Raw genomic sequence first — 25074 nt, forward strand, 5'->3', positions numbered from 1 at the left:
AAATTGGCTATAGTGACTAGTTAATCTGCTAGAATCGCAAAAACTAGGCTTAAAAAGGGGGGTGCATATGCTGGATAATGAGGCCGAAGGTGCTATACCGCCTGTTGGAAAGGGCGTGAAAGCAGAGTCAACAGGCAAAGGTAATAAAGGTGTTCCACTTCCCAGCAAATCGACGTCCCCGGCGGGAGGTAAAGTCCGGGCAGTTAAGCCTAATCGTCGTTCGGAAGAGACCATTAACAGTATCCTGCAGTCCACTGAGGAAGTTGTTCTGCGCTCAGGCGCTGATCGGATATCGATCTTGGACGTGTGCAAGCTGGCCGGTGTTTCCCGCGGCACCTTCTACCGGTATTTTTCATCTCAGGAAGATTTGCTTGATACCTTTTCCAGGCATAAGCGCGATAATTTTCACCAGATTATGGTCAATACCATAGGTGTGGTTGAGGATCCGGAAGCGCGGTTGAATGCGCTTATCAATTTTATCGATGACTACCTTGAGGAAAGTCGGGCTCAGCGACTTCTTATGGTGGCCCCAGAATATGCTCTCGGATTTTTCCGGCGCATTTTCCACGACTCGATCCTGCGTTTCCAGGATACATTGGATATAGTTTTTGATGACTGGGACGCCAGGCTGGGGGTCAAGCTTGACCGTGAGTTGATTTGTGAAATGATCATCCGTTATGTGTTGAGCGAGATATTGGTTCCAGAAAATACCGGCAGACGCCTGCTTCCCGCGCGGGTCAAGCGCCTTGTGGCTTCGCTCATCACCGGCTCTACTTCTCGCACACGCCGCTGATTGAATGGGAGGTATGGCAAATACCTCCCCGGTTTGCTGTTGGTTATTCTAAGTCGCTTTAGACATAAGATATCAATATGTCGCTTTAACCTCCCCGTTTTTCCTTCCCACGTTTTCCACCTATAGCGGATTCTGCGTTTTTCTCTCCTCGTTATATTTTATTAATCGTATATTTATCAAATGCCTATATGACTTTCGTGTGGTCACTGCGCGTCCCTGGCCTGGGTTGAAATTTGGGTTGTTGTTGTGCTGGCCTCATAAATAACTTGAACAGTTTTGCCATTTATGATCAATTTACATAATGCTAGCGCATATGAGCTCAGCCGCGCCTGTTCTGCGGCCGCTGGACTCTCATCCAATAGAACAACACTGAGGCTAACTATCATGCTAATCGATCTGCACGCCCACGCCCCCCACCCCGAGTACTATGACCAGCACCCCCATTGGGGCCCTGCGTTTGAATCCCAGCCAGATGGCGACATCAAACTGCGGGTTGGTGAATGGATACTCTCGCTGGGCGCGCCGGAGCGCAAAGTGGCGCTGCGCGAAGCGCATGCCCGCGGTGAAACCCTGCAGGTAGCTGAATATATGGCGAAATGGGCCGATCCCAAGCACCGGCTCGCCAGCATGGATGCAGCAGGACAGAATGCGCAGGTGCTTTCGGTACCAAGCCATTGCTACATGTATTGGGCTGAGGCTGAGTTCGGTATCCCCTTCGCCAGAACGGTCAACGATTCCCTCGCCAAATATTGTTCAGGCGCGCCAGATAGACTGATGTTCTGGGCTCACGCACCCTTGAATGTGCCGGTTGAGGCGGCAAAAGAGATCCGCCGTGCTTGCACAGAACTGGGCGCCAAAGGTTTGGTAGCGGGCGGCTCCAACTTTGGTGGACTTGAATTTGATTCGCCTGAGATGGACCCGGTATGGGAAGCGTTGTGCGATCTCGATCTACCGATGTTTGTGCACGGTTATAACCAGTCGGTGACTTGGGGCAAAGATGCCAACACTGACCGTTATGAAACGACTGCCATCGTGGGTATGAATTACGATGAAGCAAAGTGCTTCTGGTACATGATCAATGGTGGTGTGTTTGATCGATTCCCCAACCTGAAGGTATACATCACCCACGGCGGTGGCTTTGTCCCTTATCAGTTAGGGCGCATGGCGCAGACCAATCCGAATCTGGATGTGTCATACAACAAGAAGCCGTTCCTTGAGTACCTGCGCAACTTCTACTTTGACGTAGAGCTGCACGAAGTTCCGATGCGCCAGGCGATGGTGGAAGTCATTGGCGCTGATCGTGTGCTCTATGGGTCTAACTTCGGCGGTAGCGATGCGGTACGTCACGACCTGACCGATGACCTGAAGCTGTCTTCTGAAGATATGGATCGTATTCGCTGGAAGAACGCTTGCGAGTTGTTGCATCTTGATCCAGCCAAGATTGGCAAGGTAGGTGCGTAATGCGCCTGGCGAGATGCTCTTACAAGAGTGGAGCGCCTTTCTGGGCTGTGGTTGATCTGGAGCATGAGGCGGTTAATCCAATTCACGGTAGCTTCAAGGATTGGGCGCCGTTGGTGACTGCGGGCCAGGGCATCAGTGCGCTGTCTTTCTCGGCCGATCCGATTGCGATGCAGGATATTCAACTGCTGGCTCCGGTTGATCCGATCAACCGGGTGGTGGTCGCCGGGGCCAACTATCTTGCCCACCTGATCAAGGACTTCGGTCTTGATGCACCCAAGCAGCCAGTAGCATTCCTAAAGGCATATGGCGCTTTGATAGGCGCTCATGACCCGATTCGATATCCGCCATTGACCGAAGAGCTTGATCACGAAGTAGAGCTAGTGGCGGTCATAGGCAAGGATGAAATCGATCCTGCTGATCCCCTGGCGTCGGTACTCGGTTACACGGTGGGCAACGACGTCAGCTCGCGCGATCTGCAGCGCAGCGGGGCAAAAGGGATTGGGATGGACCTTTTCGCCGCCAAAAGCCAGGACCTTACTACAGGTGTGGGACCGTGGATCGTGACCCGAGATGAGTTTCCACAGGGCTCCCCGCAATTGCGCTTGACCCTGGCAGTCAATGGCGAGGTGCGTCAGGACGGCAATACCGCCGAGATGACCTGGGACGTGGGCGAGTTGATTGCCTTCGTTCAGGCCCGCTCCAGTTTCCGTTGTGGAGACATTCTGTTTACCGGATCGCCTGCGGGCGTAGGCATGGGTACCGGCCGCTTTCTCAATCCGGGTGATGTGGTGGAGGCCTCGGTTGAGGGCATCGGTACTCTGCGCAATGTGGTGAGTGAAAAGAACGCTTAATGAGGTTTTTACAATGACTGCGAATAAAACGAACAAGGTTGTGGTAGTCGGGGCAGGTCTGATGGGCACGGGGATCGCCCATGCCTTCGCCAGTTCCGGGTTCCCGACGGTGATTGTGGACACCAATCCTGAGTCACTAAAGCAAGCTTACAAAAGTATCGAAAAAATCCTCGGCGATGGCGTACGTCTGGGCAAGGTATCTGAAGATAGCGCTCGGTCGTCCCTGGAGCGTTTGACTGTGAGCGAAGACTTGAGCGTGGCTGCCAGCGGCGCCAATCTTGTGCTTGAAACGGTTTCAGAGCAGCTTGCTGTCAAGAAGGCGGTGGTCACTCAAGCGGCTGCTGTCATGGCTGAAAACGGCATCATAGCCAGTAACACCTCCGCGCTCAGCGTGACCGAAATCGCAGCCTCTGTGCCGTCGCCTGAGCGTTTTATCGGCATGCATTTTTTCAATCCCGTGCACAAGATGAAACTGGTCGAGATCGTGTTGGGCTTGGCGACCAATGATGAAACGGTAGCTATTACCCGCGATTACTGTGAGGCGCTGGGCAAGACGTCCATTGTTGTCAACGAGTCGCCTGGCCTTACCACTAGCCGGATGTCTGCTCTGCTGGGTAACGAGGCCATGTATATGTTGCAGGAAGGTACTGCGACTGCCGAGGACATCGATACAGCATTGCGCATGGGCTTCAACCATCCGATGGGGCCCCTGGAGCTCGGTGATCTGACGGGGTGGGATACCCGCCTGTCCGTACTGCGATACTTGCACAGTACTCTGGGTGAGAAGTTTCGCCCTTGCCCATTGATCATCAAGATGGTTGCAGCCGGCCGGCTAGGGCGGAAAACCAGCCACGGCGTTTATCGTTATGAAGACGGAAAAGCTGTCCCAGGTTCCGGTCTCAAAGGCAGTTACCTATGAACGATATCGTCATTGTGGATGCGGTACGCACTCCGGTAGGGCGCTTTCGCGGCAGTTTGGCTGGCGTTCGAGCAGACCACATGGGCGCTTTGATACTGAACGAACTGTTGAAGCGCACGGGCTTAACGGCGCAACAAATCGATGATGTGATTTTTGGCTGTGTCACCCAGATCGGCGAACAATCGGCCAACATAGCGCGCACAGCATTGCTGAGTGCGGGCTGGCCAGCGACTGTTCCAGGTCTTACGCTGGATCGGAAATGCGGATCCGGTGAGGCTGCGGTGCATGCCGCGGTCGGAGCTATTGCTTGTGGGGCGGCTGATATCGTTATCGCTGGCGGCGCTGAGGCGATGAGCAGAGTGCCGATGGGTAGCAACCGTGATATTCACGGTGAAGCATTCGGTTGGCAGGCCATGGAGCGGTACGAGCTGACCTCGCAAGGCGAGGCCGCTGAGCGTATGGCGGAAAAATGGCAGATCAGCCGGGATGAACTGGACGCCTATGCGCTGGAAAGCCACCGGCGAGCCGGGGCGGCTGCAGATGCGGGGTATTTCGCCAGTGAAATCGCGCCTTTGCCCATTGCCGACCTCTGCGAGAAAGATCACGACGGTTTCACCGGCTTGTTTTTCGCAGATGAAACCATCAGGCGCGACACGTCGCTGGAAAAGTTGGCGACCTTGAAAACCAGCTTCCGTCCGGAAAACGGCCGCATTACCGCAGGTAATTCCTCGCAGATATCCGATGGTGCGGCGGCGTTGCTGGTGATGTCGGCAGACACCGCAAAGCGTTTGGGTCTGAGGGCTCGTGCTCGCATCAAGACCATTACCACGGTGGGTGCGGATCCTACGTTGATGCTGACCGGGCCTATTGCAGCTACGCAAAAAATTCTGCAAAAGGCTGGGCTCCGCACGGACGACATCGACTTGTTCGAGATCAATGAGGCGTTTGCTTCAGTGCCGATAGCCTGGATGCGTGAGATGGGTGTGTCTGCTGAGCGATTGAACGTCAACGGGGGGGCTATTGCACTAGGTCACCCGCTAGGTGCCAGCGGCGCGCGTATCATGACCTCCATGTTGAACGAGCTTGAGCGCCGCAAGGGACGCTATGCCCTCCAGGCTATCTGTTGTGCTGGCGGACTGGGCACAGCTACCTTGATTGAGCGGCTTTCCTGACTACCATGTCCAGAATTACGCCATTACCCCTATCGTCGCTTCCAGAGTCGCTGGCTATTGCGCTGCAACGTGGCCTGGACTCCGGCATGCTGAGTTCCAGCGTGCCTGTGCAGGTTTGGGCGCATCGTCCTGCGTTGGCCGAGGCCTGGTTAGCCGTGCTTGAGCTGTTTTACAGTCAGAGTCTGTTGAGCGAGCGGCTACGTGAGTTGGTACGCCTGAAAATCGCCAGCGTAACGACCTGCAAAGCCTGTCAGTTAGCCAGAAAATCAGATGATGTAAACGATCTGGATATCGCTTGCCTGGCGTCAGACAGTGATCACTTTACTCAACAAGAACAGGCCGCTTTGCAGTTCGCTGAATTGTTTGCCGGCGATTACATGACGGTAGGTGATGTCCATTTTGAAGCACTGGCAAGGTTTTTCAGCCCAGCGCAGATAACAGAACTCAACATGTATTGTGCCCTGATGCTTGCTGGCGGGCGAATGACCTACGTCCAGCAGGCTTACGAGGAATAAAATGAATACCCCATTGCATAGCTGCGCTTTAAAAAAAATGGATGGTACTGACACTAGTCTGATCGCCTACACCGGCAAGGTGTTGTTGATAGTCAATGTGGCTTCGCGCTGCGGCCTGACGCCGCAGTATCAAGCACTCGAACAGCTGTATAGAGAGCGACAAAACAATGGATTCGCAATCCTGGCCTTTCCGGCCAATGATTTTCGCGAACAGGAGCCTGGCAGCGACGAAGATATTGCGGCGTTCTGCCAAAGCAAATACAGCGTCAGCTTCCCTCTTTTCTCCAAGATCAGTGTCACCGGCGCAGATCGCCATCCGCTGTACTCGGCGCTCACCGCAGCAGCTCCAACGGCAGTGGGTGAGGGGCCCATGCGCACCAAGCTGGAAAGCTTCGGCATTAAAACCAGCCCTGCACCTGAGGTGGTATGGAATTTTGAGAAGTTTTTGCTTAACCGTCAGGGCGAAGTGGTAGCGCGCTTTGCCCCAGATGTGGAGGTCACTGAGCCACGCTTCCTGACGGTTTTGAATGGTTTGTTGAATACTGAAACATAGTAATTAGGCATTTTTGTAAAAAGAGTTCAATTCTTTCCTTTTCAGGAATAGTCTGAATTGTCCGTGTGGTCTTCTTGGCAGAAGCCCACCTGAGAGTCAAAACAACAAAAGGAGAACGTCATGACTGACAGTTCCAAGAGCAACCTGGAAACCGTGTTTGCCGATGTAGCCAGTAACTACAAGGGCAGCGATATTGATTTGCATGCTACGTACGCTGAAATGCGCAAGACCTCGCCGGTTATGGAAGGTAACTTCATGGAGCGCTTGGGCGTTCCGTCCATTGCCGGTGTAGATCCTGACCGCCCTTGTTTCACGCTTTTCAAGTATGACGATGTTATGCACGTGATGCGTGACGCTAAGCAGTTCACCAGCGGCTTTATTGCTGAAGGCCTGGGTGCTTTTTTTGACGGTTTGATCCTGACGGCGATGGACGGCGATCAACACAAGAACATGCGTAACCTGCTACAGCCAGTGTTTATGCCGGATACGGTTAACCGCTGGAAGGAAGAACGTATCGACAAGGTTATACGTGAAGAATTTCTTCAGCCGATGGCTGGGCAAAAAAGTGCAGACCTGATGGACTTTGCTCTGTACTTTCCGATCCGGGTGATCTACTCGCTTATCGGTTTTCCGAATGACCAGCCTGAAAAGATCAAGCAGTATGCTGCGTGGGCGCTGGCCATTCTTGCCGGTCCGCAAGTTGATCCGGCCAAAGCAGCAGCGGCCAAGAAAGCCGCCATGGAAGCGGTTGTGGCGCTTTATGATGCTATCAAGATTGTGGTGGCAGAGCGCCGCGCAGAAGGCGGCGAAGGGGATGATCTTATCAGCCGCTTGATTCGTGCAGAGTACGAGGGGCGCTCGCTGGATGATCATGAGATCACCACTTTTGTGCGTTCTCTGTTGCCTGCAGCAGGCGAAACCACCACGCGTACTTTCGGTACGCTGATGACACTGCTTCTGGAAAATCCTTCTTTGTTGGAGCGGGTACGAAATGACCGCAGCCTGGTCAACAAGGCTATTGACGAGTCTATCCGTTTTGAGCCGGTCGCCACCTTCAAGGTGCGCCAAACGGCAGAGGCAACCGAGATTCGAGGGGTGGCGATTCCCAAAGGCGCGATGGTGTCATGCATTGTCAGCTCGGCCAACAGAGACGAAGAGTTCTTTGAAAACGCCAATACCTTTGACATTGATCGGCGCCAGCGGCCTTCATTCGGTTTTGGCTTTGGCCCGCATATGTGCATAGGGCAATTTGTTGCCAAAACCGAGATCAACTGTGCCCTGAACGCGGTGTTGGACATGTTGCCCAATATCCGTCTCGATCCTTCCAAGCCGGGACCGCAAATTACCGGTGCACAGCTTCGCGGTCCCCATCAGCTGCATGTAATCTGGGACTGATAAACGTCTTCTCCCGAAGTCCTCGCAATCTGCCTGAGCAAGGCTTAGGCAGATTGCGACTCCCTACTCTGATAGCCAGTTTTTAGGACTTGCTCCAAAACGGAAGCAGGGGTCTCTTTGCTGGTAACAAAAAGATATAAACACAAATAAGAAATGTGTTTAAATTAGGGCTTGGCTCAACTACTATCTAGCTACAAACAAAATCCGCTATAAGCGAAGGGGAATACCATGAATCTTGAAGATCTCATCCTCGTCAGTGTGGACGATCACGCTATCGAGCCGCCAGATGCCTTCAAACACCACATGCCTGAAAAATTCAAAGGTCGTGAGCCGCACGTAGAAAAGCGTGGTGACCGCGATGTTTGGATTTTTGAAGACGAGGCTACGGGGTACATGGGTCTTAATTCCGTCGTCGGTCGACCCAAGGAAGAGTACGGTATGGAGCCGCTTGGCTATGATCAGATGCGCCGAGGCACCTGGAACGTCAAGGACCGAGTTGATGATATGAATGCCAACGGCGTTTTGGGCTCGCTGTGCTTTCCGACCTTTCCCGGCTTCGCCGGTCAACGCTTTCAAGCGCATGGCAATCGTGAGATCGCCTTAGCGGCCATCCGTGCCTACAACGACTGGCATCTGTATGACTGGTGTAATGCGGCACCCGGGCGGTTCATCCCGCTGATGTTGGTACCCTATTGGGATATGCCGGCCGCCGTGGCTGAGGTCAAGCGTCTTTCGGCCCAGGGTGTTCACGCGCTGTCGTTTTCTGACAACCCTGCGCGCCTGGGCTTCCCATCAATTCATGATGACTATTGGGATCCTTTGTGGAAGGCGTGTGCAGATAACAACGTAGTGGTCTGCTGTCACATCGGCTCCGGTGGTAAAGCCGAGCACGCGTCCGATCTGTCACCGATCGATGCATGGATTACCACCATGCCCATCTCGATTGCCAACGCGGCGGCGGACTGGATATGGGCGCCGATGTGGAAGAAGTTTCCTACGCTACGCATGGCTTTGTCTGAGGGCAGTATCGGCTGGGTTCCTTATCTGCTGGAGCGCGCCGACTTCACTCATCGCCACCATAATGCATGGACCAACGCCGATTTCGGCGGAAAAATGCCGAGCGATATTTTCTTCAAGCACTTCATTACTTGCTTTATTGAAGACAATTTTGGTCTGCAAAATCTCAAGTTCATGAACGAAGACATGGTTACCTGGGAAAGCGATTACCCACATTCCGATTGCACCTGGCCGCATTCACCAGAAACCACCTGGGCGCATTTGAAGAATCTGACTGATACGCAGATCAACAAGGTTACCCACCTGAATGCGATGCGCGAGTTCTCCTATGATCCGTTCCCGCTGATCGGTCGCGAAAATTGCACAGTGGGCGCGCTACGTGCCCAGGCAACGCACGTGATTACCGAGCCAGCATTGGGTCTGGGCGGTGCCGAGGTGACCCGCAAGGACGGCAAGCCTGTTACCTCCGGCGACATCAACGCGATGTTCGCTCAAGCTGACGCAAAAACTGCGATCTGATTAGATCCTGCGCTAAACCCACTGCTGTCGTAATCCGGCAGTGGGTGTGCAGGTTGGTCATTTAACTTGCTTTCTGGGTTGTTTCAATCAGCCGAAGGTGTCTTGTTGATGAGTATTTCCCAGTTTAAATACAGCGTTATTCCCGAAGAAGCCGAAGCTCTGCGTGCCGATGTACGTTGCTTTCTTAAGGAATCGCTGGAAAATTACCCGGCTGTCAAAAAAGCCCATTCATGGATGGGCTTTGATGCGCAGTTCAGCCGTCAGCTTGGCCAGAAGGGTTGGCTTGGCATGGCGCTGCCGAAACAGTACGGCGGGGCTGATGCCAGCCCTTTTGCCCGTTACGTGATTATCGAGGAACTCTTGGCAGCGGGTGCACCGGTATCGGCGCACTGGATTGCTGATCGTCAGAGTGCACCATTGATACTTCGTTTTGGTACACCAGCACAGAAAGAGAAATACTTGCCGCCTATCTGCCGTGGCGAGAGTTACTTCTGCATTGGCATGTCGGAACCCAATTCGGGGTCTGATCTGGCGTCGATCAAAACCAACGCTCAGCGTGTCGACGCTGGCTGGTTACTGAATGGACAGAAGGTCTGGACTACCAATGCCCAGCATTCGCATTACATGATTGCGCTGGTTCGCACCGGCAGTCAGGCCGAGAGCGGGCGGCATGGTGGTATGTCGCAATTCATCATCGACCTTACGCTGCCCGGCATCACCGTGCGTCCGATAGCTGATCTCGCCGGCGGCGAGCACTTCAATGAGGTCTTTTTCGATAACGTTCGGTTAGATGCCGATGCGCTTATCGGAGAAGAGGGTAAGGGGTGGGATCAGGTCACGGCAGAGCTGGCCTTCGAGCGCAGTGGGCCAGAACGCTTCCTCAGTAGTATTGCGCTTATGCATACGGCACTGGCATTGATTGGGCCGCGACCAGATGCGTTGCAGGCGCGTGATATTGGCCGTATCACCGCCCGCTTGTTGACCTTGCGCAACATGTCGCTGGCGGTCACTCAGCAATTGGTTGATGGAAACAACCCGGCCTGGGCTGCCTCATGTGTCAAGGATCTGGGCAATGTATTCGAACAGGAGCTGCCAGAAACGCTGCAGCTCTTATTGGAAGAGCAGGCACAGGTGAACGGCGGCTCTGATCATGCGCAGGTGCTTGCCTATCTGACCCAGATGGCGCCTTCATTCTCGTTACGCGGGGGTACTCGTGAAATTTTGCGCGGCATTATTGCGCGTGGACTGGGGTTGAGATAATGCGAGAACTTTTTGAGTCAACCATTGAGCGGCTGTTGAGCGATATATCGACTGCGGACTATATCCGCTCTGCCGAAGGCGGCATGTGGAGCGCTGATCTCTGGCGCGCATTGGAAGAAAATGGTTTTCAGTTGGCCGGCGCACCTGAAGCGATTGGTGGTGCAGAGGCAGGCTGGGAAGATCTGTTTGTAATCGTCCGTGCGGCAGGGCGCTACGCCGCTCCAGTTCCATTGGTGGAAATGTTGCTGGGTAACTGGCTTCTTGAAGCAAGCGGGATAGGTGCGCGCAGCGGCGTATTGACTATCGCCGCTCAGGGTACCCTGCGTTGGGAAGGGGAACGACTATCCGGGGACCTGTATCACGTGCCGTGGGGACGGCACGCCGAATGGGTAGTAACGGTGGTTGGAGATCAGGTGGTGTTGTTGGATATGGCTTGCGCTGACGGTGTTGTTCCCGGTAGCAACATTGCCGGAGAGCCACGCGACAATCTGCTTTTCAAGGCCGCCCACTGCGCCGCGTCAGCCAAGTTGCCTAGCGCAATGCCGGCCTCTGTATTGCAGATTGGTGGCGCTATGCTGCGCTCTGCCCAGATGGCTGGTGCGCTGACTGCATTGCTGGAACTTACTTCGGGCTATGCGGCAGAGCGCAAGCAATTCGGAAAACCGATTGCCTCGTTTCAGGCCATCCAGCAGCAGCTTGCGGTTCTCGCTGAGCAAACGGCAGCGGCCAATGTTGCTGCGGAAACCGCTTTTTCTGAGTCCGGTGACCAGCTTGCGTCATTCAGTATCGCTGTGGCCAAGATCAGTACGGCCGATGCGGCCAGCATAGGCGCGGGTATTGGGCATTCGGTACACGGTGCGATCGGTTTTACTCAGGAATATTCTCTACACCTGTTGACCCGCAGGCTTTGGGCATGGCGCAGCGAATTCGGTTCGTCTACCTTCTGGAGTACGCAGTTGGGCAAGTATGTCTGTGCAGCGGGTGAACAGGCTTTCTGGCCAATGATCACGCATTCAAAACAACATCAGCTCCCGGTAGCTGAAATAGGATCTGTGTAATGAACCCCTTTCTCCAGGTTGAACGGCACGGTGCTGTAGTAATGGTCCGCATGAATAGCCCTGAAACCCGCAACGCATTGTCAGAGCCGGGACAAATTCAGGAGTTCGTCGATCTATGTGCTGGCTTGCGTCGAGATCAGAGTGTCAGGGCCGTTGTGCTGACAGGCAACGGCAAAGCCTTCTGTGCAGGTGGCAACATCAAGGACATGCAAAACCGTGAGGGTATTTTTGCTGGTTCGCCTTATGAGCTGCGCGATACCTACCGCAACGGCATTCAGCAGATTCCCCTGGCGCTTTACGAGCTGGACATCCCGATCATTGCCGCAGTGAACGGTGCCGCCATCGGTGCTGGGTTGGATCTGGCGTGTATGTGCGATATCCGTATTGCCAGCGAAAAAGCCGTGTTTGCGGAAAGCTTTGTCAAGCTAGGGATTGTGCCTGGCGACGGTGGTGCTTGGCTTTTGCCGCGTATTATTGGCATCCCGAAGGCTAGTCTAATGGCCTTCACTGGCGACACCATTGGTGCTGATAAAGCCCTCGAATGGGGGCTTGTTGAGCAATTGTGTTCGGCAGAAGAGCTGGAGACCGAAGCGCTTGAGCTGGCTCAGCGTATCGCCCAAAACCCGGGCCACGCCTTGAGACTGTGTAAGCGTCTCCTGCGTGAGGGGCAGCATATGCGGCTTGACTCCCTGCTTGAACTATCGGCGGCCTATCAATCGCTGGCGCATCACACCCAGGACCATAGTGAAGCGGTAAACGCGTTTGTCGAGAAGCGCAAACCGAACTTCAAAGACCAATAACAAAATTATTCGAGGAGAGGTCACGATGCGTAGGGTTTTTCGTGAAGATCACAATATGTTCAGGGAGCAGGCCCGGCGTTTCGTCGAACGGGAAATAACACCGCACCTGCATGAGTGGGAAAAGCAGGGCATCGTTCCGAAAGAAGTTTGGCGCAAAGCTGGCGAAATGGGTTTGCTGTGTTCAACCGTTCCCGAAGAGTACGGTGGTGCTGGAGGCGATTACGGCCATTCGGCGGTAATGATTGAAGAACTGGCGCGTGCCAATGCTACCGCGGTTGGCTTCACTACCCACTCTGAAATTGTTGCCCCGTATCTGATTGCCTACGGCTCCGAAGAGCAAAAGCTGAAGTGGCTACCTGAGATGGTCAGCGGCAACATGATCGGTGTGATAGCGATGAGCGAGCCGGGAATAGGCAGTGACTTACGCTCGATGCGCACGCAGGTCCGCCGCGAGGGCGATGAGTATGTGGTCAGTGGGCAGAAAACCTTTATCACCAACGGCGGCAACGCAGATCTGGTGGTGACTGCGACTAAACTTGATCCGGCCAGCAAAGATTTAACGCTCATCTGTATCGAAACGGATCGCCCGGGATTTTCCAAGGGAAAACTGCTGGACAAGATCGGCCTCAAAGGTCAGGACACTGCCGAGCTGTTCTTCGACGAGGTGCGGGTGCCGGTCAGCAATCGGCTGGGAGAGGAGAATAAAGGATTTAAATACCTCACTCATCAGTTGGCCTGGGAACGTCTGATTATCGGCCTGCGAGCCGCACAATCGATCGAAACACTGTTTGAAGAGACCTTGGAATATACCCGTGAGCGCAAGGTATTCGGTCATAGCGTGTTTGATTTTCAGAACACGCGATTCAAGCTGGCCGAGGTCAAGGCCCAGGCCACTATGCTGCGCGTTTTTGTAGATGACTGCCTGGAGCGCGTTATGCGTGATGAGCTGCCCGCAGACGTGGCAGCTATGGCCAAGCTGTTGGGATCGGAGCTGCAGGGTAAAATGCTGGATGAGTTGTTGCAGTTACACGGCGGCTACGGCTTTATGAGTGAATACAAGATCGGTCGTGCCTGGGTGGATGCGCGTGTTGCACGGATCTATGGCGGCACTTCAGAAATCATGAAGGAAATCATCAGCCGCAACTTTTGAACCGGCCCGGTGCGTCGATACCTTGGCGTCCAGAACAATAACAATAGGGGAGTAATGACTATGTTGCTGATTTGTCGAAATATCCTGATTGTAGCCACCCTGTTTGTGGTGGCTAACGTTTTTGGCCAAGGCATACCTGAGGATCGTTACGCTGAAGAAGCTGATAGGGCAAAAAGCCTGCTGCGCAAAGCGATAGCACACTATCGGGCCGAAGGGGAGAGCTCACTTGCTGCCTTCAGTCGGCAGGGTGAGTTCGTCGACGAAGAACTTTACGTCTACGTTATTGGGACTGACGGCGTCATGCTTGCGAGCGGTGGCCCGTCGTCCAATTTAATTGGACGGGATGTTGGCTCCGCGCTGAATGACGACTTGAATAAAGGTTTCAAGGCAGCGCTGGCATTGCCAGAAAGCGAGCAGATTCATCATGCAGATTATCGCTGGATGAACTGGCAGATAGGGCGGGTAGAACGTAAAAGGGTTTTCTACCAAAGAGTGGACGACAAGATTTTTTCAGTCGGTTATTACATTGAGCGCTCAAGCGAGACAGAGGCGCAAGTACTTCTGGACTACGTCATCAAAGCTGTTGCTGAACAGCCCGAGCAGACCTTTGAACGCATAAACGAATTGGATGCCAAGTTTCTCAAAGATGATCTTTACGCCTTTGTGGTTGACCGTGAATCACAGAGGTTTATCGCCCATGGATACAATCTGAGGCTGGTAGGAAGTGATTTTCGTCGAGTCCAGTCGGCGGATCGCCAACCGATTGGGCAGGAGATCTTAGATGCTGCAGCTAAAGCGGGTAGCGGCCGTATCGGCTATCTATGGCCCAATCCGGTCACAGACAAGAACGAACCCAAGACGACACTGTTCCAGGTAGTTGGTAACTACATTGTCGCCGTCGGTTTCTACTCGAAAGCTGAATAACCCTCCAGGTTATGCAAAAGATGAACTCAACACCTGCCATCTTGATTACGGGTGGCGCCCAGAGGGTGGGCTGGCACTCTGCTCAGCGTCTGGCCAGTGACGGCTTCCGAGTTATTATTACTTGCCGTCACTGGCGCGCAGAGTGGCCAGAGCAAGGGCCGGCGGGTATTGAAGTTATCCTGGCCGACTTTTCAACCAATGAAGGTATTGAGTTGTTTATCGAGGAGCTGAAAGCCCAGGTTTCGTCATTGCGGGCGATTGTTCATAACGCCTCAACCTGGTGTGCTGATACTGATCTGAACGCGGATGATTTTCAGGCCATGTACGCGGTTCACATGCTAGCGCCATATATGATCAACAAGGCCTGCTCTAGTCTGCTAAACCAGCCGCAAGCAGACATTGTTCATATTACCGATCATGATGCCTTGAGCAGCGACCCCGACTACGTGGCTTACCTAGCGACCAAAGCGGGACTTGAAAGTATGACTCGCTCGTTTGCGAGACGCTTCGCTCCTGCGATCAAAGTAAACAGCATAGCTCCGGCGTTGATCATGTTTAACATCTCCGATACTGCTGAGCATAAACAACATATTCTCGAGCAGTCTTTGTTGGGGTTTGAACCTGGGCCAGAGGTATTCTATCGCACCCTGAGATACCTGCTTGAAAACCCGTACATCACAGGAACCTGTCTCGACTTAAATGGCGGCGGCAGGCTTAAATATGCTTGAGAGATGGTACCTATGAGCTTGGAAAAACTGACCGATTGTTACCGGGGGATTCTAACAGAGCTGGACGAAGAGCCTGGCCGTGATGGATTGGTGGGCACCCCTTTGCGGGCAGCAAAAGCGATGCAGTTTATGTGTCGAGGTTATGGGCAGTCGCTGGACGAAATTGTGAATAATGCGTTGTTCGATTCTGATAATGACGAGATGGTTATCGTCAAGGATATTGAGCTGTATTCCCTTTGTGAGCATCACATGTTGCCGTTTATAGGAAAGGCCCATGTCGCCTATATTCCCACTGGCAAAGTCATCGGTCTGTCCAAGGTAGCCCGCATTGTCGACATGTTTGCCCGACGTTTGCAGATACAGGAAAACCTCACGCGACAAATTGCAGAGGCATTGCAACAGGTGACTCAAGCTGGAGGTGTGGCCGTAGTGATTGAGGCGAAACACATGTGCATGATGATGCGCGGCGTTGAGAAGCAAAATTCCACCATGTTCAGCTCGGTGATGCTGGGTGCTTTTCGTGAGTCAGGGAATACCCGACAGGAGTTTCTGCAGTTGATCAGCCGGGGCTAATTGCCCCGGCTATGCCAGGAACTCAGGCGTCAGTTGAGACCGCTAAATGCCGCCAGCGCTGCAATTCATCTTTTCTTGAGGCTGACCGGGTTTCAGCCAGCGAGATGGCATCGGAGCCCACGATAAAATGAAGCGGGGCCTCCGGATTCAGTGCTAGTTCGACAAGCGCTTGGCCGAGCTTTTCTGGTACGCCAGGCTGCTTGTGGTTGTTGTTGGCGGAGGATGACCGAACCTTGCTAGAGAACTCCTTATATTCGGCAAGGGGCGCGCTGCCGAAGCGAGCGGAGCTGTCGTCCAGAAAATCAGTGCGAAAGGCGCCGGGTGCAACCAAAGTTACTTGGACGCCAAAACCCTTCACTTCCTGCGCCAATGACTCAGAAAACCCAACAACCGCAAACTTCGAGGCGCAATACACACTGGCACCGGGCATCCCGGCAAGGCCGGCAATTGATGCGATATTAAAAATGTGGCCTTGCCGTTGATTGCGCATTACCGGCAGCACCGCTCGGCACATAGCGAACAAGCCAAAGACGTTAGTCGCAAACTGACTTTCAATATCGCTTGCGCTGTTATCTTCAAATGGGCCTAGCTGACCATACCCAGCATTGTTGACCAAAATATCAATTTTCCCGAATTTGGCGATGGTCGCGTCTACTGCCTTTTGGATCTGATCTGTTGCAGTCACATCGAGAGAGACGGTTAGAACCCGACTTGTATCGTGGCTCCTGTAAGCGTCGCTGATAATCGCCTGCGTCCGTCCCGTAACGACCACGTTATCGCCTGCCGCAATGGCGGCTTGAGCTATATGCCAGCCGAGGCCTCTATTTGCGCCGGTGATGAGCCAAGTACGCATTTACACATCCTCGAATTTAGTAGGGTGTTTTTAGCTTGGCTAAGAAACTATACATAATGTTAAAAAGTGTCAATATTTTCCGGCTTAAGCGTAATCTGTCGCTGCCCAGCTGCCCAGCTGCCCAGCTGCCCAGCTGACTCGGCAGGAAGGCATGTCTAGGCAGACGCTATCTAATTGTCGCAAACAAGCCAAGGCTTGAGGAGCTTCTCTGCCAGGAGATCAAAAGCCGACTAACTCTTTTCCGGAAACTGAAGTACTGCGCTCAGTGGAAGCAGAACGGCTTTGCCTGTCTGGATGAGGCCAGGGTCAGGGACTTTATGTGCTTGTACGCCACGATGACCGGCATCAGGGCCTAGATGTTACCGTTCTTGCAAAGTGACACGAAGTGTATGAGCGGGCCTATGCTGAACGCCCGGTGCGATGGTCACTACACAAGAGAAACTAGCAGTCTGTCAGGGGTGTAGCACTGAACCGTGAGAGGTTTGAAGTAGCGTAGAAAAAAGCTGACCCATTTTTGGTTAGCTTCCTTCCAGACATATGAGTTGTTGCTGTGCAACGAAGGCCACGAACGGTTGGTTGTGGATAGCCTTCTGCATGCTCAGCAAACCTTTGCCAACTCAGTATTGGTAACGTACGAACTCAAGGAGGAGAGGTTAAAGTGCGGCGGGGAAGCCAGTAACTAACACTGCTCCCAGAAGTTTGACTGTAGACACGGGCGGCGGCGTCCGCAAACCAGAGAATAGTTTATAAGCCCATCTTCTGGTGGTTCCGGAGCAACCGCCTTTGGCTAAGTTCGAGGAACTCGTGTCTGGTAACGGTGCTATGAACGACCAGCCGCCGCATTCAAGATCCAAGCTTCAACCTCATGCTTCAGCCAACGACTGGCTTTACCGATTTTAACCTGCCTCGGAAATTCTCCATTCTTAATTCGTGCGTAGATGGATTTTCTACTTAGACTGACTTTATCTGACACCTCGTGGAAGTTCAGCAGAACCAGATCAGTCATGGTGCGCCTCCCCATTAACTCCGAGAAGAGGTAATACAGTTTTATTATTGATTTTTTTTCGGTTAAACATTTTATTTGCCCTTAGCCAGGGCATCCGTGCGTTATTTCTACCCGTTCAATTCGACTGCGTGCCCAAGGGATAGATGGCATCGCAGTAGCACGCGGGAGGTTCTGGCAAGACCTCATAGGCAAATACTATTGTAATAAGCCTAATCGGTCAATAAATAATCCTTGACATTTGTATAGCCACCTATTTTCGTGCTGTCAACTCTTAGGAGCGCTGGGTTGTAGGTGTGCTTTCCAAGGAGAGTTAATGTGTATGCTGGTTTGTATGCTGTATTTTATAAAATTCATAATGTGTTGATATGCATACAAAAATACCTGTAAATAGAATCCAGTCTCCCCGACCAAAACCTTTTTCAGGTGTTCCCACTCTGTCTCATTCCGCCCTGGACCCGCTGGGGCGAGCCTTGCGGCTCTCAGCCTTTTCTCGTTATGCCTCTTTGTAGCTATCCATTGGAGAAACCGAGAGCATTGGTATCCCTTAACGGGAAGATCAAAGCTTAGTTTATATACTGGAAATGTAGGGCCCGCCATTGCCTGAAGAGATTTGTCTGGGGCAAAAAAAAGCCCGCTAAGCGGGCTTAAAGGGGAGCAGCTTACTTCACAAAAAAATCAGTTGCCGGTAGCACGCATATGCTGAACGCTGAACATTTCCGGTGTGCTAAGGCTAGGATCAACCTGACCCTTGAACTGACCGGTGGTGCAATGCATCGCCTGAACGTCGATCATGCTGAAGCTGTCATCAATTGACACGCCTGTGCCCTTGTTGGCAGGCAGGTGGTGGTCCGGATGCGCCTGGCCGATGGTAAAGGTCTTCCACAGCTTTCCGCTGCGATCATAAGAGACGGTGCGTGGAATGGTGAAGGTTTGCGCATCGATGAAATGCACGCGCTTGGACAGAGGATGGCTGTCATCAACCGGAGAAGCCTCCACTTCATAGACCTTGCGTAACTGCCAGGTTATGTTCGGGAAACAGCCGCCTTGGCCTCCAAAAGCCACCACCTGATAGCCATCGCTGTCGCTATGGGTTTCTGCGTCCAGTGTTAGGTCATTGTGGTTGTAGAAGGGCATCAGCATGTGCCGCGTTCCCTTATAGTTCCAGTTCATGTCGGAGATACGGCCATTGTATCCCTCAAAATCTTCGATCATCAGGTCGGAACCCAAGAAAGCGTCAGTGACCTGTCCAGTGGCCAGGCGACGCACACGCCGCTGAAATCCCAGATACAGCCAGGAATTGTCTCGCTTGAGGTCATCCTGCGCACGGTGAATCAACAGCTGAGTATTGCGCACGTCGTATGGCTCGAGTACCTGCACGTAGATACCACGAAACAGTTCTGAGGGGTTTGGGGTTATTGTCGGAACAGGCTCATGGTTGACGCGACCAGTAAAGTTCAGGAAATGAAAGTTGAACTTGATAGTACGTTCCAGCTTGCCGGAGTTCATGTCTCGATATTTCCAATAAAATGGTGCAATCGCGGCGCTGTCTCCCCAGTTGTAGCCGTATTTGTAGTTCCATGCGAGCTTTTCACCTGCTCTGGGATCATTAGTATCGGGCTCTTCAAGAAATGGCCGTCCAGCGACCCAACCGTTTATTTCACCGACGCTATCCCCCAGTGAGACCTGTCCGAGACCATTGCGGCTAGCCTCGATATAGCCTGGGTGCAGATCGAAGGAAGTGGTCTCGCCTACAGTAACCTCCAACCAGCCCTGCTCGATAAAATTGGCGAAGGCAGGATCAATGATGTCCTTGAACTGCGCAAGGTTGTCCTGGTTGATGACCATTCCCGCCTGCAATCCATCATGGGATGGGACGTCGTCCTGGTAGGGATGAAAGCTACTATTGATCAGGGCATCGTTCGCCAGCACGCTAGTGCTGAACAGGCTGGCGAGCATGCTGCCAGCGAGGGCGGAACGGGTGAAATGCTTGAGTGTTATGTTCATAGTTATTCCTCGTAATCAGAAGCTGTAACGTACGGTCAACTGGAGTTCGTCTTCTTTTTGGGCCATGCCGATAGGGCCTGCGCGGAAACGTCCCAAAGGCTCATAGCCACCCAGTCCAAGAGTTTGTCCTTCGGCATGGCCAGGTGCGCCGGCGGTAAAGGGGTCCCAAGGGTTACAGCTACGGCAATCATCGAACTCGCGGGCGCCACGGCCAACTTTGATATTTGCGCCACCGACAATTTTCAGGTTGTCGCTGACCAACCATTCAATGCTGGGAGCGATGGCGCTGGCTTCTGCCTTGAAGTCGTGCGCTGCCAGAATTTGTGGGCTCAAACGATCGTTCATCCACCAGCCCTTGATCAGCAGCGTGCCGATGAAGTTCTCTTCCCAGTCAGGCATGCCGGCCTTGCCCAGCGGACGATCTTCGAGCTGGTGCTCGTGGATCTTCTGCCCGAACAATTGGCCGGAGAACAGGAACGCTCGTTTGCTGTTGAGGAAGGGCAGGAAGATGTTCTTGTCGGCACCGACGACGAAGCGGGTTACGTCCGACTCCGAATACAGGCGGGACTGCAAGGTGTTGGCGAACTCTTCCCCGTCGGTGTGGGCCACTTCCATGCGGAATACGGTGTCGATGCCCTGGGCGTAGTAATCCAGTGATCCACCGATCAGGTTGACTCGAGGAAAGTGGATATCGAAAGCGATCAGGCTCGGCCATACCGCGGTTTCACCAGTGAAGCCATTCTGACCTGGAATGCCACCACGCAATGAAGGCAATTGCGAGCGGTAGGTGAGGGCGTTCAGGGAGAAGCCAATATCGCCATACACACCCTCCAGCTTCAGGCCGAACTGGCCATTGGACAGACTCCAGGCCGGCATATGCGCCTTGCGGATGCCGATCTGACCGGGACCGAAGTCAGTCGCGAACACTCCGCCTGCGAAGTTGGCGACGGTACCGCCGTTCTCCCACAGGTTGTTCATGCCGCGGAAGAAGCAAGCTGCATCAAGGATGTTGTTCGGCGAACCGCACTGGCCGATGTCATGGGGGCGGAAGCGGTCGAAGTTCCAGACGAAGGACAGGTTCAAGTCGTCGAAAATCTCGCCAGGTCCCATCCGATAGTCGGTCTTCAGAATCCACATGGGGATGCGAATGTCCTGCAGCTCGTCATAGATGTTGTTGCGTGAGAAATCTACCGGGTTGATCACGTCAAGCACGCGGAATAGATCGGTGCGGCCCCAGACCACTTGCTGTTTACCCAAGCGGGTGCTGAGGATATGGCCGTTGTCCAGCCCGTAATCGAAGTCCACGTACAGCTCGCGGATGAAGTCCAGCCGGTCGTTGAACTCGCCGTAGCGCAGATCGTTAGTGTCCTTGTCGAGGTAACCGTTGATACAGCCACGGCTGTCCACGTCACAAGGGCGAACTGGTACGCCGAAAGCAACGCCGCCATCGGTATCATGCAGTTGTTCGCCCAGCACTATCATGCCTTCGTTGGGGTTGTTGGCCTCGTCAAAGGAGTTGGGCAAGGCCAGGCCGCTGCCATGGGGGACGCTATTACCCCCGCCGATATTTTCGATCATTACCGGCCCGCCGGCATTGCGTCCGTATTCATTCTTGTTCAGGTCGTATACGCCGTCATAAGAGCCGCGCAGGACGGCGTTCCAGGAGACGTTGCTGAACAGTCCAAACTCGCCGATTTTGCGCTCCGCATTCAATTGCATGGTGTTGCGGAATTTGGACAACCCCACGCTATCGCGAACGAAGGTGGCATTTTCGTAGTAGCCGGAATATCTGATCTCCTCATCAGCAACCGCGCTGGCGAGGGGAGTCAGAGCCAGACCGGCGCTTCCAAGCAGAGTCAGGCTCCAGTGCTTCAGGCCTTTTATTGTTGTTTGCATGGCAGTTCCTCTTGCAGGGTGGAAGGGGCGAGCTGACGGCGGTGCCGTCAGGAGGCACCCTGTATCAGCCCGTCTTCCACCCCATGCTGGGTAGATGACGGGAATGCTTGGTCGGATGAAAGATCGGCATGCAGCACGCCGTCGTCATCCACGTAAACATCGGTAATGAAGCGCGGACGCATGACCAGCACCCAAGCCGGTACCAGCAGCATGGCGGCAATGCCGTTGATGACGATCATCACGCACAGCAGCATCGCGGCATCGGCCTGAAAGCGCAGATCGGAGAGAATGACCCACATGATGATTCCGGCCATCAGCGTGATCGCGGTGAAGCTGATCGCCATACCCGTGGTAGCGATGGAGCGCCGCACCGCATCGCGCAGATCGCCGGTTTTGGCCATTTCTTCGCGGATGCGATCCATCATGTAGATTGAGTAGTCGATGCCTACCCCGATACCCACTGCGATCACCGGCACCGTATTGATATCAATGCCCAGTCCGCTGATGCCCATATAGGCGTAGGTCAGAGCTGTGGCGAAAAGCATCGCCAGCAGCATCATCAGGCCGGCGTGCCAGGAGGTGTAGAACAGCATCACGAAACCAAAGATCAGCAGGAACACCAAGGGCAGCACGATCAGGTTGGTCTCGAACGCGGACTCGTTCATGGCCGCCGCGACACCCATGGTGCCACCAGCCAGGCGAATGCTCAGCCCCTCGACCTTGCCTTCATTAGCGTCAATCCATTGTTGGGCCATATGGATTGCTCGGCGGATGGTCTCGCCCTGGCGGTCCTTGTAATAGAAAACCAGGTTGGCGATGCGGTCGTCGGTGTCATTGAACTCGTTCAGAGCACCGGGGATGGGGCTGGAGGCCATGTAGGTAAACATCAATCCACCGACATAGTCCGCATCGTGTGGGATCTGGAACCAGCGCGGATCATCGTTATGCATCAGCCGGTTGACCTGCTTGACCAGGTCGGGCAACCCCTTGCTGCCGCCTACGCTCGGGTCGCCAAGCATATGCGCCTGCAAATCACCTAGCGCACGCAGAACCTCTGGCTGCTTCAAGCCGCCGACCTGCTCGTGCTCAGCGATGATGTACAGCTCCTCCGAACCGGGGAAGCGATCATTCACTTCCTTCGAGGAGACATTGTAATCATGTTCTGGGTAGAGGATTGGGGAGCCTGGCTCCGAATCACCTATGCGCACGTTGGCGGCGGAGAACAGCCCAGCCACGATCGCCAGCGCGGCGATACCGAGCATCACCGGGGCTGCGCCTGGGCGTGCGACCATGCGCGAACAGGCGCCGCCGATGTAACGTAAAGCGGTTTCACGAAGCTCTGGATTTTTCGGTGTTGGCAGGATCGAGAGCAGCAAAGGCACCCCGATCAGTACCGTCAGGATCACAGTCGAGGCCCAGAGCGAGGCATAGATTCCCAGTTTGGTGTTCAGCGCGATGGAGCCGATGGCAATAAGCGATAGCCCGACCGCATCCGATACCACGCCCAGCGAGCCCGGCCGGAACAGACTTTCAAAGGTGGCACGAGCGGCCTGCTGACCGTTGCCCGACACGCGAACTTCAGCGTAATACCGTTCAACTAACTGCACCCCGTGACTCATGGCGCGAGCGGCAATCAGAAAGGGAATAACCAGGCCCAGCGGGTCGAGATTAAATCCCAACAGACTGATAATTCCGAGCCCCCAGATGGTCGACACCATCACCCCGCCGAGCGGGATCAATACGCCATAGGCCTTGCGGAAATGGAAGATCAGCAGGGCGAGCATGATCAGCACGGTGAAGATGAAGATCTGCAGGATCTGGTCCATATAGGTATAGGCCCAGCCGACCAGCACCGGTTGACCGGTGGCGTAGATGGTCATCCCGTCGCGGGCTTCGTTATCGCGCAGCAATTGCAGTTGGGCAAAGGTGTTTTCGTAGTCCAGCTGGCCCTCGATCAACTGCGCCTTGACCAATGCCATCTTGAAATCTGGCGAGACTAGCGGCCCGTAGATCCGGGGATTGGCGGCTACATCAGCGCGCATGGCGGCCAGTTGCTCTTCGCTATAGTCGTTCTGCTGCGCATCAAAGTAGGGTTCGGAGTTGATCGATCCCACTTCGGTCAGCCAGATTTTGCGAGAGTTGCGATGGGTTACGCTGGTGACCAGGTTGTGGTTTACGCCGGGCAAGTTATCGACCGCGTGGGTGATACGGTCGATGGTCGCCAGATTCTCATTGCTGAAGATGTCCCCGTCTTCGAAGGCAACGCCAACCACGAGCACATTGGCGCCGCCGAAGCTGTCCTTGATGCTGTTATGCAACTCTATGTAGGGATGCTGCTGGGGCAGCAGATCGGCAAAATCGGTGTATATCTTCAGCCCAGGTATGCGCAGAGCGAACAACAGGGTGAGTAGTGCGATGGCGGCCAGTACCTTGCGTGGGTTGTTGAATATCCACACTTCGAGGCTGTGCATGGCATGGGTAAATCGATGCATTCCAGGCATGTCGGTTTCCTCAGTTAGTACTGGCCGCTAAGGCCTTTGGGAGTGGAATATTCAGCAGGAGCCCTCGGCCACCAGCCGCCAGAAGGTGCTGATTGGGAAGCAAACGCCCTGCGCGCAGATAGAGGGGTTGATCAGGCGTAGTCAGGGGCGTCCAGCGTTGGCCGCGCAGTTGCAGCACGGTGGCGTTTTCACCTACCGCGTAGAGTCCTTGCGGGCCATCAATAAAGCCAAAGATGGGTGCTTCGGTGCCGGTACGCTGACGTTGCCAGGTCACTCCGGCATCGCTGGTGTGCCAGATAAACCCATTCAGTCCGCCTACCCACCCTTGCTCTAGAGAGGTGTAGTGACTGGCGTGCGGATAGAACTCATCCGGCAGGCTGCCGGATGGCTCCCAATTGCGGCCACCGTCTACAGTGACGAACCGCAAGCCGTACTCCCCGGTGACGATAGCTTGCTCGTCATTGACGAACTGCAGGGTGGTAAATATGGCATCCTCGTCGAGGCTCATCTCACCCCACGTCTGACCTTGATCAGCACTGCTTTGCAAGGTGCTGAATGCGCCTGCCGCCCACCAGCTGCCATCAGGCGCGCAAGTCGCCGCCATCATCTGTTCACTGCTGGGCAGTGCGTGAGCAGTCCAGTTCTGTGCCTGGGGATCGGCATGCCAGAGTTGGTTATCGAAGCTCAGGGCAATAAAACTGCCATCGGGGCAGACATCCAGATCGATCAGACTCATATCGGTAGGTAGCTGTTGGCGCTGCCATTGCTGCCCGTTATCCAGGCTGCTTACGGCCACACCTTGATTACCAACCAACAGGGTGACCTGTGCATTGCTGGCCATTGCCTGATAGAAATCGGTACGCTGATTTGGCTGTTTTGCCTGTTGGGTAACGGCATCCAGGTCAAGAGCGGCTTCGCAACCGCCCAATACCATCCCAAGGCTGACAAGGGCGATAGAAGGGAAAAGACGTATTAACGGAGGGCGCTCAAAGCGCCGTAGGGCAATTAACATGTACGTCACCACTGTTTGTTTTTGTATAAGTAAAGCGACTACGCAGCATGTAGCAACGCCCATGCCAGCATGCTGGGCGCGCCCTATCTCTCATTTCAAGTTATTGTAAAATAT

Annotated in this window: 22 protein-coding genes; 16 read left to right on the forward strand and 6 right to left on the reverse strand. The window is 54.0% G+C overall.

From position 1 onward, the window contains the following. The first annotated feature begins 67 nt into the window (after positions 1-67). The 16 genes from EAO82_RS09210 (at position 68) to folE (ending at position 15688) form a co-directional block, all read left to right on the forward strand. Positions 68-793, forward strand: a complete 726-nt coding sequence (locus EAO82_RS09210) for a TetR/AcrR family transcriptional regulator (RefSeq protein WP_096346437.1) — start codon at positions 68-70, stop codon at positions 791-793. A 384-nt stretch (positions 794-1177) separates the two neighbouring features. Next, positions 1178-2254: an amidohydrolase family protein gene (locus tag EAO82_RS09215; protein ID WP_096346436.1), complete on the forward strand. Its 1077-nt coding sequence runs from the start codon at positions 1178-1180 to the stop codon at positions 2252-2254. Continuing rightward, complete coding sequence (locus tag EAO82_RS09220; protein ID WP_096346435.1) at positions 2254-3105, forward strand: fumarylacetoacetate hydrolase family protein; 852 nt, start codon at positions 2254-2256, stop codon at positions 3103-3105. The genes EAO82_RS09215 and EAO82_RS09220 overlap by 1 nt, the downstream gene beginning before the upstream one ends. Positions 3106-3118: 13 nt before the next feature. Further along, positions 3119-4024 (forward strand): 3-hydroxyacyl-CoA dehydrogenase, encoded by a 906-nt coding sequence (locus EAO82_RS09225; protein WP_096346434.1) that lies wholly within the window; start codon positions 3119-3121, stop codon positions 4022-4024. Beyond that, a complete protein-coding gene (locus tag EAO82_RS09230) occupies positions 4021-5196 on the forward strand; it encodes a thiolase family protein (protein WP_096346433.1) in 1176 nt (391 codons plus the stop codon). Before EAO82_RS09225 ends, EAO82_RS09230 begins: the two co-directional genes overlap by 4 nt. A 5-nt stretch (positions 5197-5201) precedes the next feature. Then, positions 5202-5711: a carboxymuconolactone decarboxylase family protein gene (locus EAO82_RS09235; RefSeq protein ID WP_096346432.1), complete on the forward strand. Its 510-nt coding sequence runs from the start codon at positions 5202-5204 to the stop codon at positions 5709-5711. Between the two features lies 1 nt (position 5712). Further along, positions 5713-6264: a glutathione peroxidase gene (locus EAO82_RS09240; protein ID WP_096346431.1), complete on the forward strand. Its 552-nt coding sequence runs from the start codon at positions 5713-5715 to the stop codon at positions 6262-6264. Positions 6265-6384: 120 nt separating this feature from the next. After that, complete coding sequence (locus tag EAO82_RS09245) at positions 6385-7659, forward strand: cytochrome P450 (protein ID WP_096346430.1); 1275 nt, start codon at positions 6385-6387, stop codon at positions 7657-7659. 228 nt (positions 7660-7887) lie between these two features. Then, positions 7888-9195, forward strand: coding sequence for an amidohydrolase family protein (locus EAO82_RS09250; RefSeq protein ID WP_096346429.1), 1308 nt, complete (start codon positions 7888-7890; stop codon positions 9193-9195). Positions 9196-9303: 108 nt separating this feature from the next. After that, positions 9304-10455 (forward strand): acyl-CoA dehydrogenase family protein, encoded by a 1152-nt coding sequence (locus tag EAO82_RS09255; protein ID WP_096346428.1) that lies wholly within the window; start codon positions 9304-9306, stop codon positions 10453-10455. After that, a complete protein-coding gene (locus tag EAO82_RS09260; protein WP_096346427.1) occupies positions 10455-11513 on the forward strand; it encodes an acyl-CoA dehydrogenase family protein in 1059 nt (352 codons plus the stop codon). The genes EAO82_RS09255 and EAO82_RS09260 overlap by 1 nt, the downstream gene beginning before the upstream one ends. Further along, positions 11513-12313: a crotonase/enoyl-CoA hydratase family protein gene (locus EAO82_RS09265; RefSeq protein WP_096346426.1), complete on the forward strand. Its 801-nt coding sequence runs from the start codon at positions 11513-11515 to the stop codon at positions 12311-12313. The genes EAO82_RS09260 and EAO82_RS09265 overlap by 1 nt, the downstream gene beginning before the upstream one ends. 25 nt (positions 12314-12338) lie before the next feature. Then, the gene (locus tag EAO82_RS09270) at positions 12339-13463 is read left to right on the forward strand and encodes an acyl-CoA dehydrogenase family protein (protein WP_096346425.1); all 1125 of its coding nucleotides are present in this window, start codon (positions 12339-12341) and stop codon (positions 13461-13463) included. A gap of 54 nt (positions 13464-13517) precedes the next feature. After that, positions 13518-14387, forward strand: coding sequence for a cache domain-containing protein (locus tag EAO82_RS09275; protein WP_231703314.1), 870 nt, complete (start codon positions 13518-13520; stop codon positions 14385-14387). 20 nt (positions 14388-14407) lie between these two features. Continuing rightward, the gene (gene folM / locus EAO82_RS09280) at positions 14408-15115 is read left to right on the forward strand and encodes a dihydromonapterin reductase (RefSeq protein WP_096346423.1); all 708 of its coding nucleotides are present in this window, start codon (positions 14408-14410) and stop codon (positions 15113-15115) included. Between the two features lie 18 nt (positions 15116-15133). Then, positions 15134-15688, forward strand: a complete 555-nt coding sequence (folE, locus tag EAO82_RS09285; protein ID WP_410402930.1) for a GTP cyclohydrolase I FolE — start codon at positions 15134-15136, stop codon at positions 15686-15688. Positions 15689-15710: 22 nt separating this feature from the next. On the opposite strand, the gene EAO82_RS09290 is transcribed toward folE, so the two are convergent. From EAO82_RS09290 to EAO82_RS09315, 6 genes are all read right to left on the reverse strand, one after another. Next, entirely contained in the window at positions 15711-16541 is an 831-nt protein-coding gene (locus EAO82_RS09290) for an oxidoreductase (protein WP_096346421.1), read from the reverse strand. A gap of 820 nt (positions 16542-17361) precedes the next feature. After that, on the reverse strand, positions 17362-17547 hold the full coding sequence (locus EAO82_RS09295; protein WP_096346420.1) for a helix-turn-helix transcriptional regulator: 186 nt from the start codon (positions 17545-17547) through the stop codon (positions 17362-17364). 675 nt (positions 17548-18222) lie between these two features. Continuing rightward, positions 18223-19551, reverse strand: a complete 1329-nt coding sequence (locus EAO82_RS09300) for a DUF1329 domain-containing protein (RefSeq protein ID WP_096346419.1) — start codon at positions 19549-19551, stop codon at positions 18223-18225. A 15-nt stretch (positions 19552-19566) separates the two neighbouring features. Continuing rightward, complete coding sequence (locus tag EAO82_RS09305; RefSeq protein WP_096346418.1) at positions 19567-21447, reverse strand: DUF1302 family protein; 1881 nt, start codon at positions 21445-21447, stop codon at positions 19567-19569. 47 nt (positions 21448-21494) lie between these two features. Further along, positions 21495-23948: an efflux RND transporter permease subunit gene (locus EAO82_RS09310; RefSeq protein WP_096346417.1), complete on the reverse strand. Its 2454-nt coding sequence runs from the start codon at positions 23946-23948 to the stop codon at positions 21495-21497. A gap of 10 nt (positions 23949-23958) precedes the next feature. Beyond that, the gene (locus tag EAO82_RS09315) at positions 23959-24960 is read right to left on the reverse strand and encodes a sialidase family protein (RefSeq protein ID WP_096346416.1); all 1002 of its coding nucleotides are present in this window, start codon (positions 24958-24960) and stop codon (positions 23959-23961) included. Between the last annotated feature and the right edge of the window lie 114 nt (positions 24961-25074).

This window comes from Halopseudomonas pelagia, from assembly GCF_009497895.1.
Taxonomy (GTDB): domain Bacteria; phylum Pseudomonadota; class Gammaproteobacteria; order Pseudomonadales; family Pseudomonadaceae; genus Halopseudomonas; species Halopseudomonas pelagia_A.

What these genes read in the sequence shown, in the direction of transcription:
- EAO82_RS09310 (WP_096346417.1), bottom strand. Translation starts at nt 23,948, where the DNA reads ATGCCTGGAATGCATCGATTTACCCATGCCATGCACAGCCTCGAAGTG.
- EAO82_RS09245 (WP_096346430.1), top strand. Translation starts at nt 6,385, where the DNA reads ATGACTGACAGTTCCAAGAGCAACCTGGAAACCGTGTTTGCCGATGTA.
- EAO82_RS09220 (WP_096346435.1), top strand. Translation starts at nt 2,254, where the DNA reads ATGCGCCTGGCGAGATGCTCTTACAAGAGTGGAGCGCCTTTCTGGGCT.
- EAO82_RS09255 (WP_096346428.1), top strand. Translation starts at nt 9,304, where the DNA reads ATGAGTATTTCCCAGTTTAAATACAGCGTTATTCCCGAAGAAGCCGAA.
- folM (WP_096346423.1), top strand. Translation starts at nt 14,408, where the DNA reads ATGAACTCAACACCTGCCATCTTGATTACGGGTGGCGCCCAGAGGGTG.
- EAO82_RS09295 (WP_096346420.1), bottom strand. Translation starts at nt 17,547, where the DNA reads ATGACTGATCTGGTTCTGCTGAACTTCCACGAGGTGTCAGATAAAGTC.
- EAO82_RS09290 (WP_096346421.1), bottom strand. Translation starts at nt 16,541, where the DNA reads ATGCGTACTTGGCTCATCACCGGCGCAAATAGAGGCCTCGGCTGGCAT.
- EAO82_RS09265 (WP_096346426.1), top strand. Translation starts at nt 11,513, where the DNA reads ATGAACCCCTTTCTCCAGGTTGAACGGCACGGTGCTGTAGTAATGGTC.
- EAO82_RS09215 (WP_096346436.1), top strand. Translation starts at nt 1,178, where the DNA reads ATGCTAATCGATCTGCACGCCCACGCCCCCCACCCCGAGTACTATGAC.
- EAO82_RS09305 (WP_096346418.1), bottom strand. Translation starts at nt 21,447, where the DNA reads ATGCAAACAACAATAAAAGGCCTGAAGCACTGGAGCCTGACTCTGCTT.
- EAO82_RS09300 (WP_096346419.1), bottom strand. Translation starts at nt 19,551, where the DNA reads ATGAACATAACACTCAAGCATTTCACCCGTTCCGCCCTCGCTGGCAGC.
- EAO82_RS09240 (WP_096346431.1), top strand. Translation starts at nt 5,713, where the DNA reads ATGAATACCCCATTGCATAGCTGCGCTTTAAAAAAAATGGATGGTACT.
- EAO82_RS09270 (WP_096346425.1), top strand. Translation starts at nt 12,339, where the DNA reads ATGCGTAGGGTTTTTCGTGAAGATCACAATATGTTCAGGGAGCAGGCC.
- EAO82_RS09275 (WP_231703314.1), top strand. Translation starts at nt 13,518, where the DNA reads ATGACTATGTTGCTGATTTGTCGAAATATCCTGATTGTAGCCACCCTG.
- EAO82_RS09210 (WP_096346437.1), top strand. Translation starts at nt 68, where the DNA reads ATGCTGGATAATGAGGCCGAAGGTGCTATACCGCCTGTTGGAAAGGGC.
- EAO82_RS09250 (WP_096346429.1), top strand. Translation starts at nt 7,888, where the DNA reads ATGAATCTTGAAGATCTCATCCTCGTCAGTGTGGACGATCACGCTATC.
- EAO82_RS09260 (WP_096346427.1), top strand. Translation starts at nt 10,455, where the DNA reads ATGCGAGAACTTTTTGAGTCAACCATTGAGCGGCTGTTGAGCGATATA.
- EAO82_RS09225 (WP_096346434.1), top strand. Translation starts at nt 3,119, where the DNA reads ATGACTGCGAATAAAACGAACAAGGTTGTGGTAGTCGGGGCAGGTCTG.
- EAO82_RS09235 (WP_096346432.1), top strand. Translation starts at nt 5,202, where the DNA reads ATGTCCAGAATTACGCCATTACCCCTATCGTCGCTTCCAGAGTCGCTG.
- EAO82_RS09230 (WP_096346433.1), top strand. Translation starts at nt 4,021, where the DNA reads ATGAACGATATCGTCATTGTGGATGCGGTACGCACTCCGGTAGGGCGC.
- EAO82_RS09315 (WP_096346416.1), bottom strand. Translation starts at nt 24,960, where the DNA reads ATGTTAATTGCCCTACGGCGCTTTGAGCGCCCTCCGTTAATACGTCTT.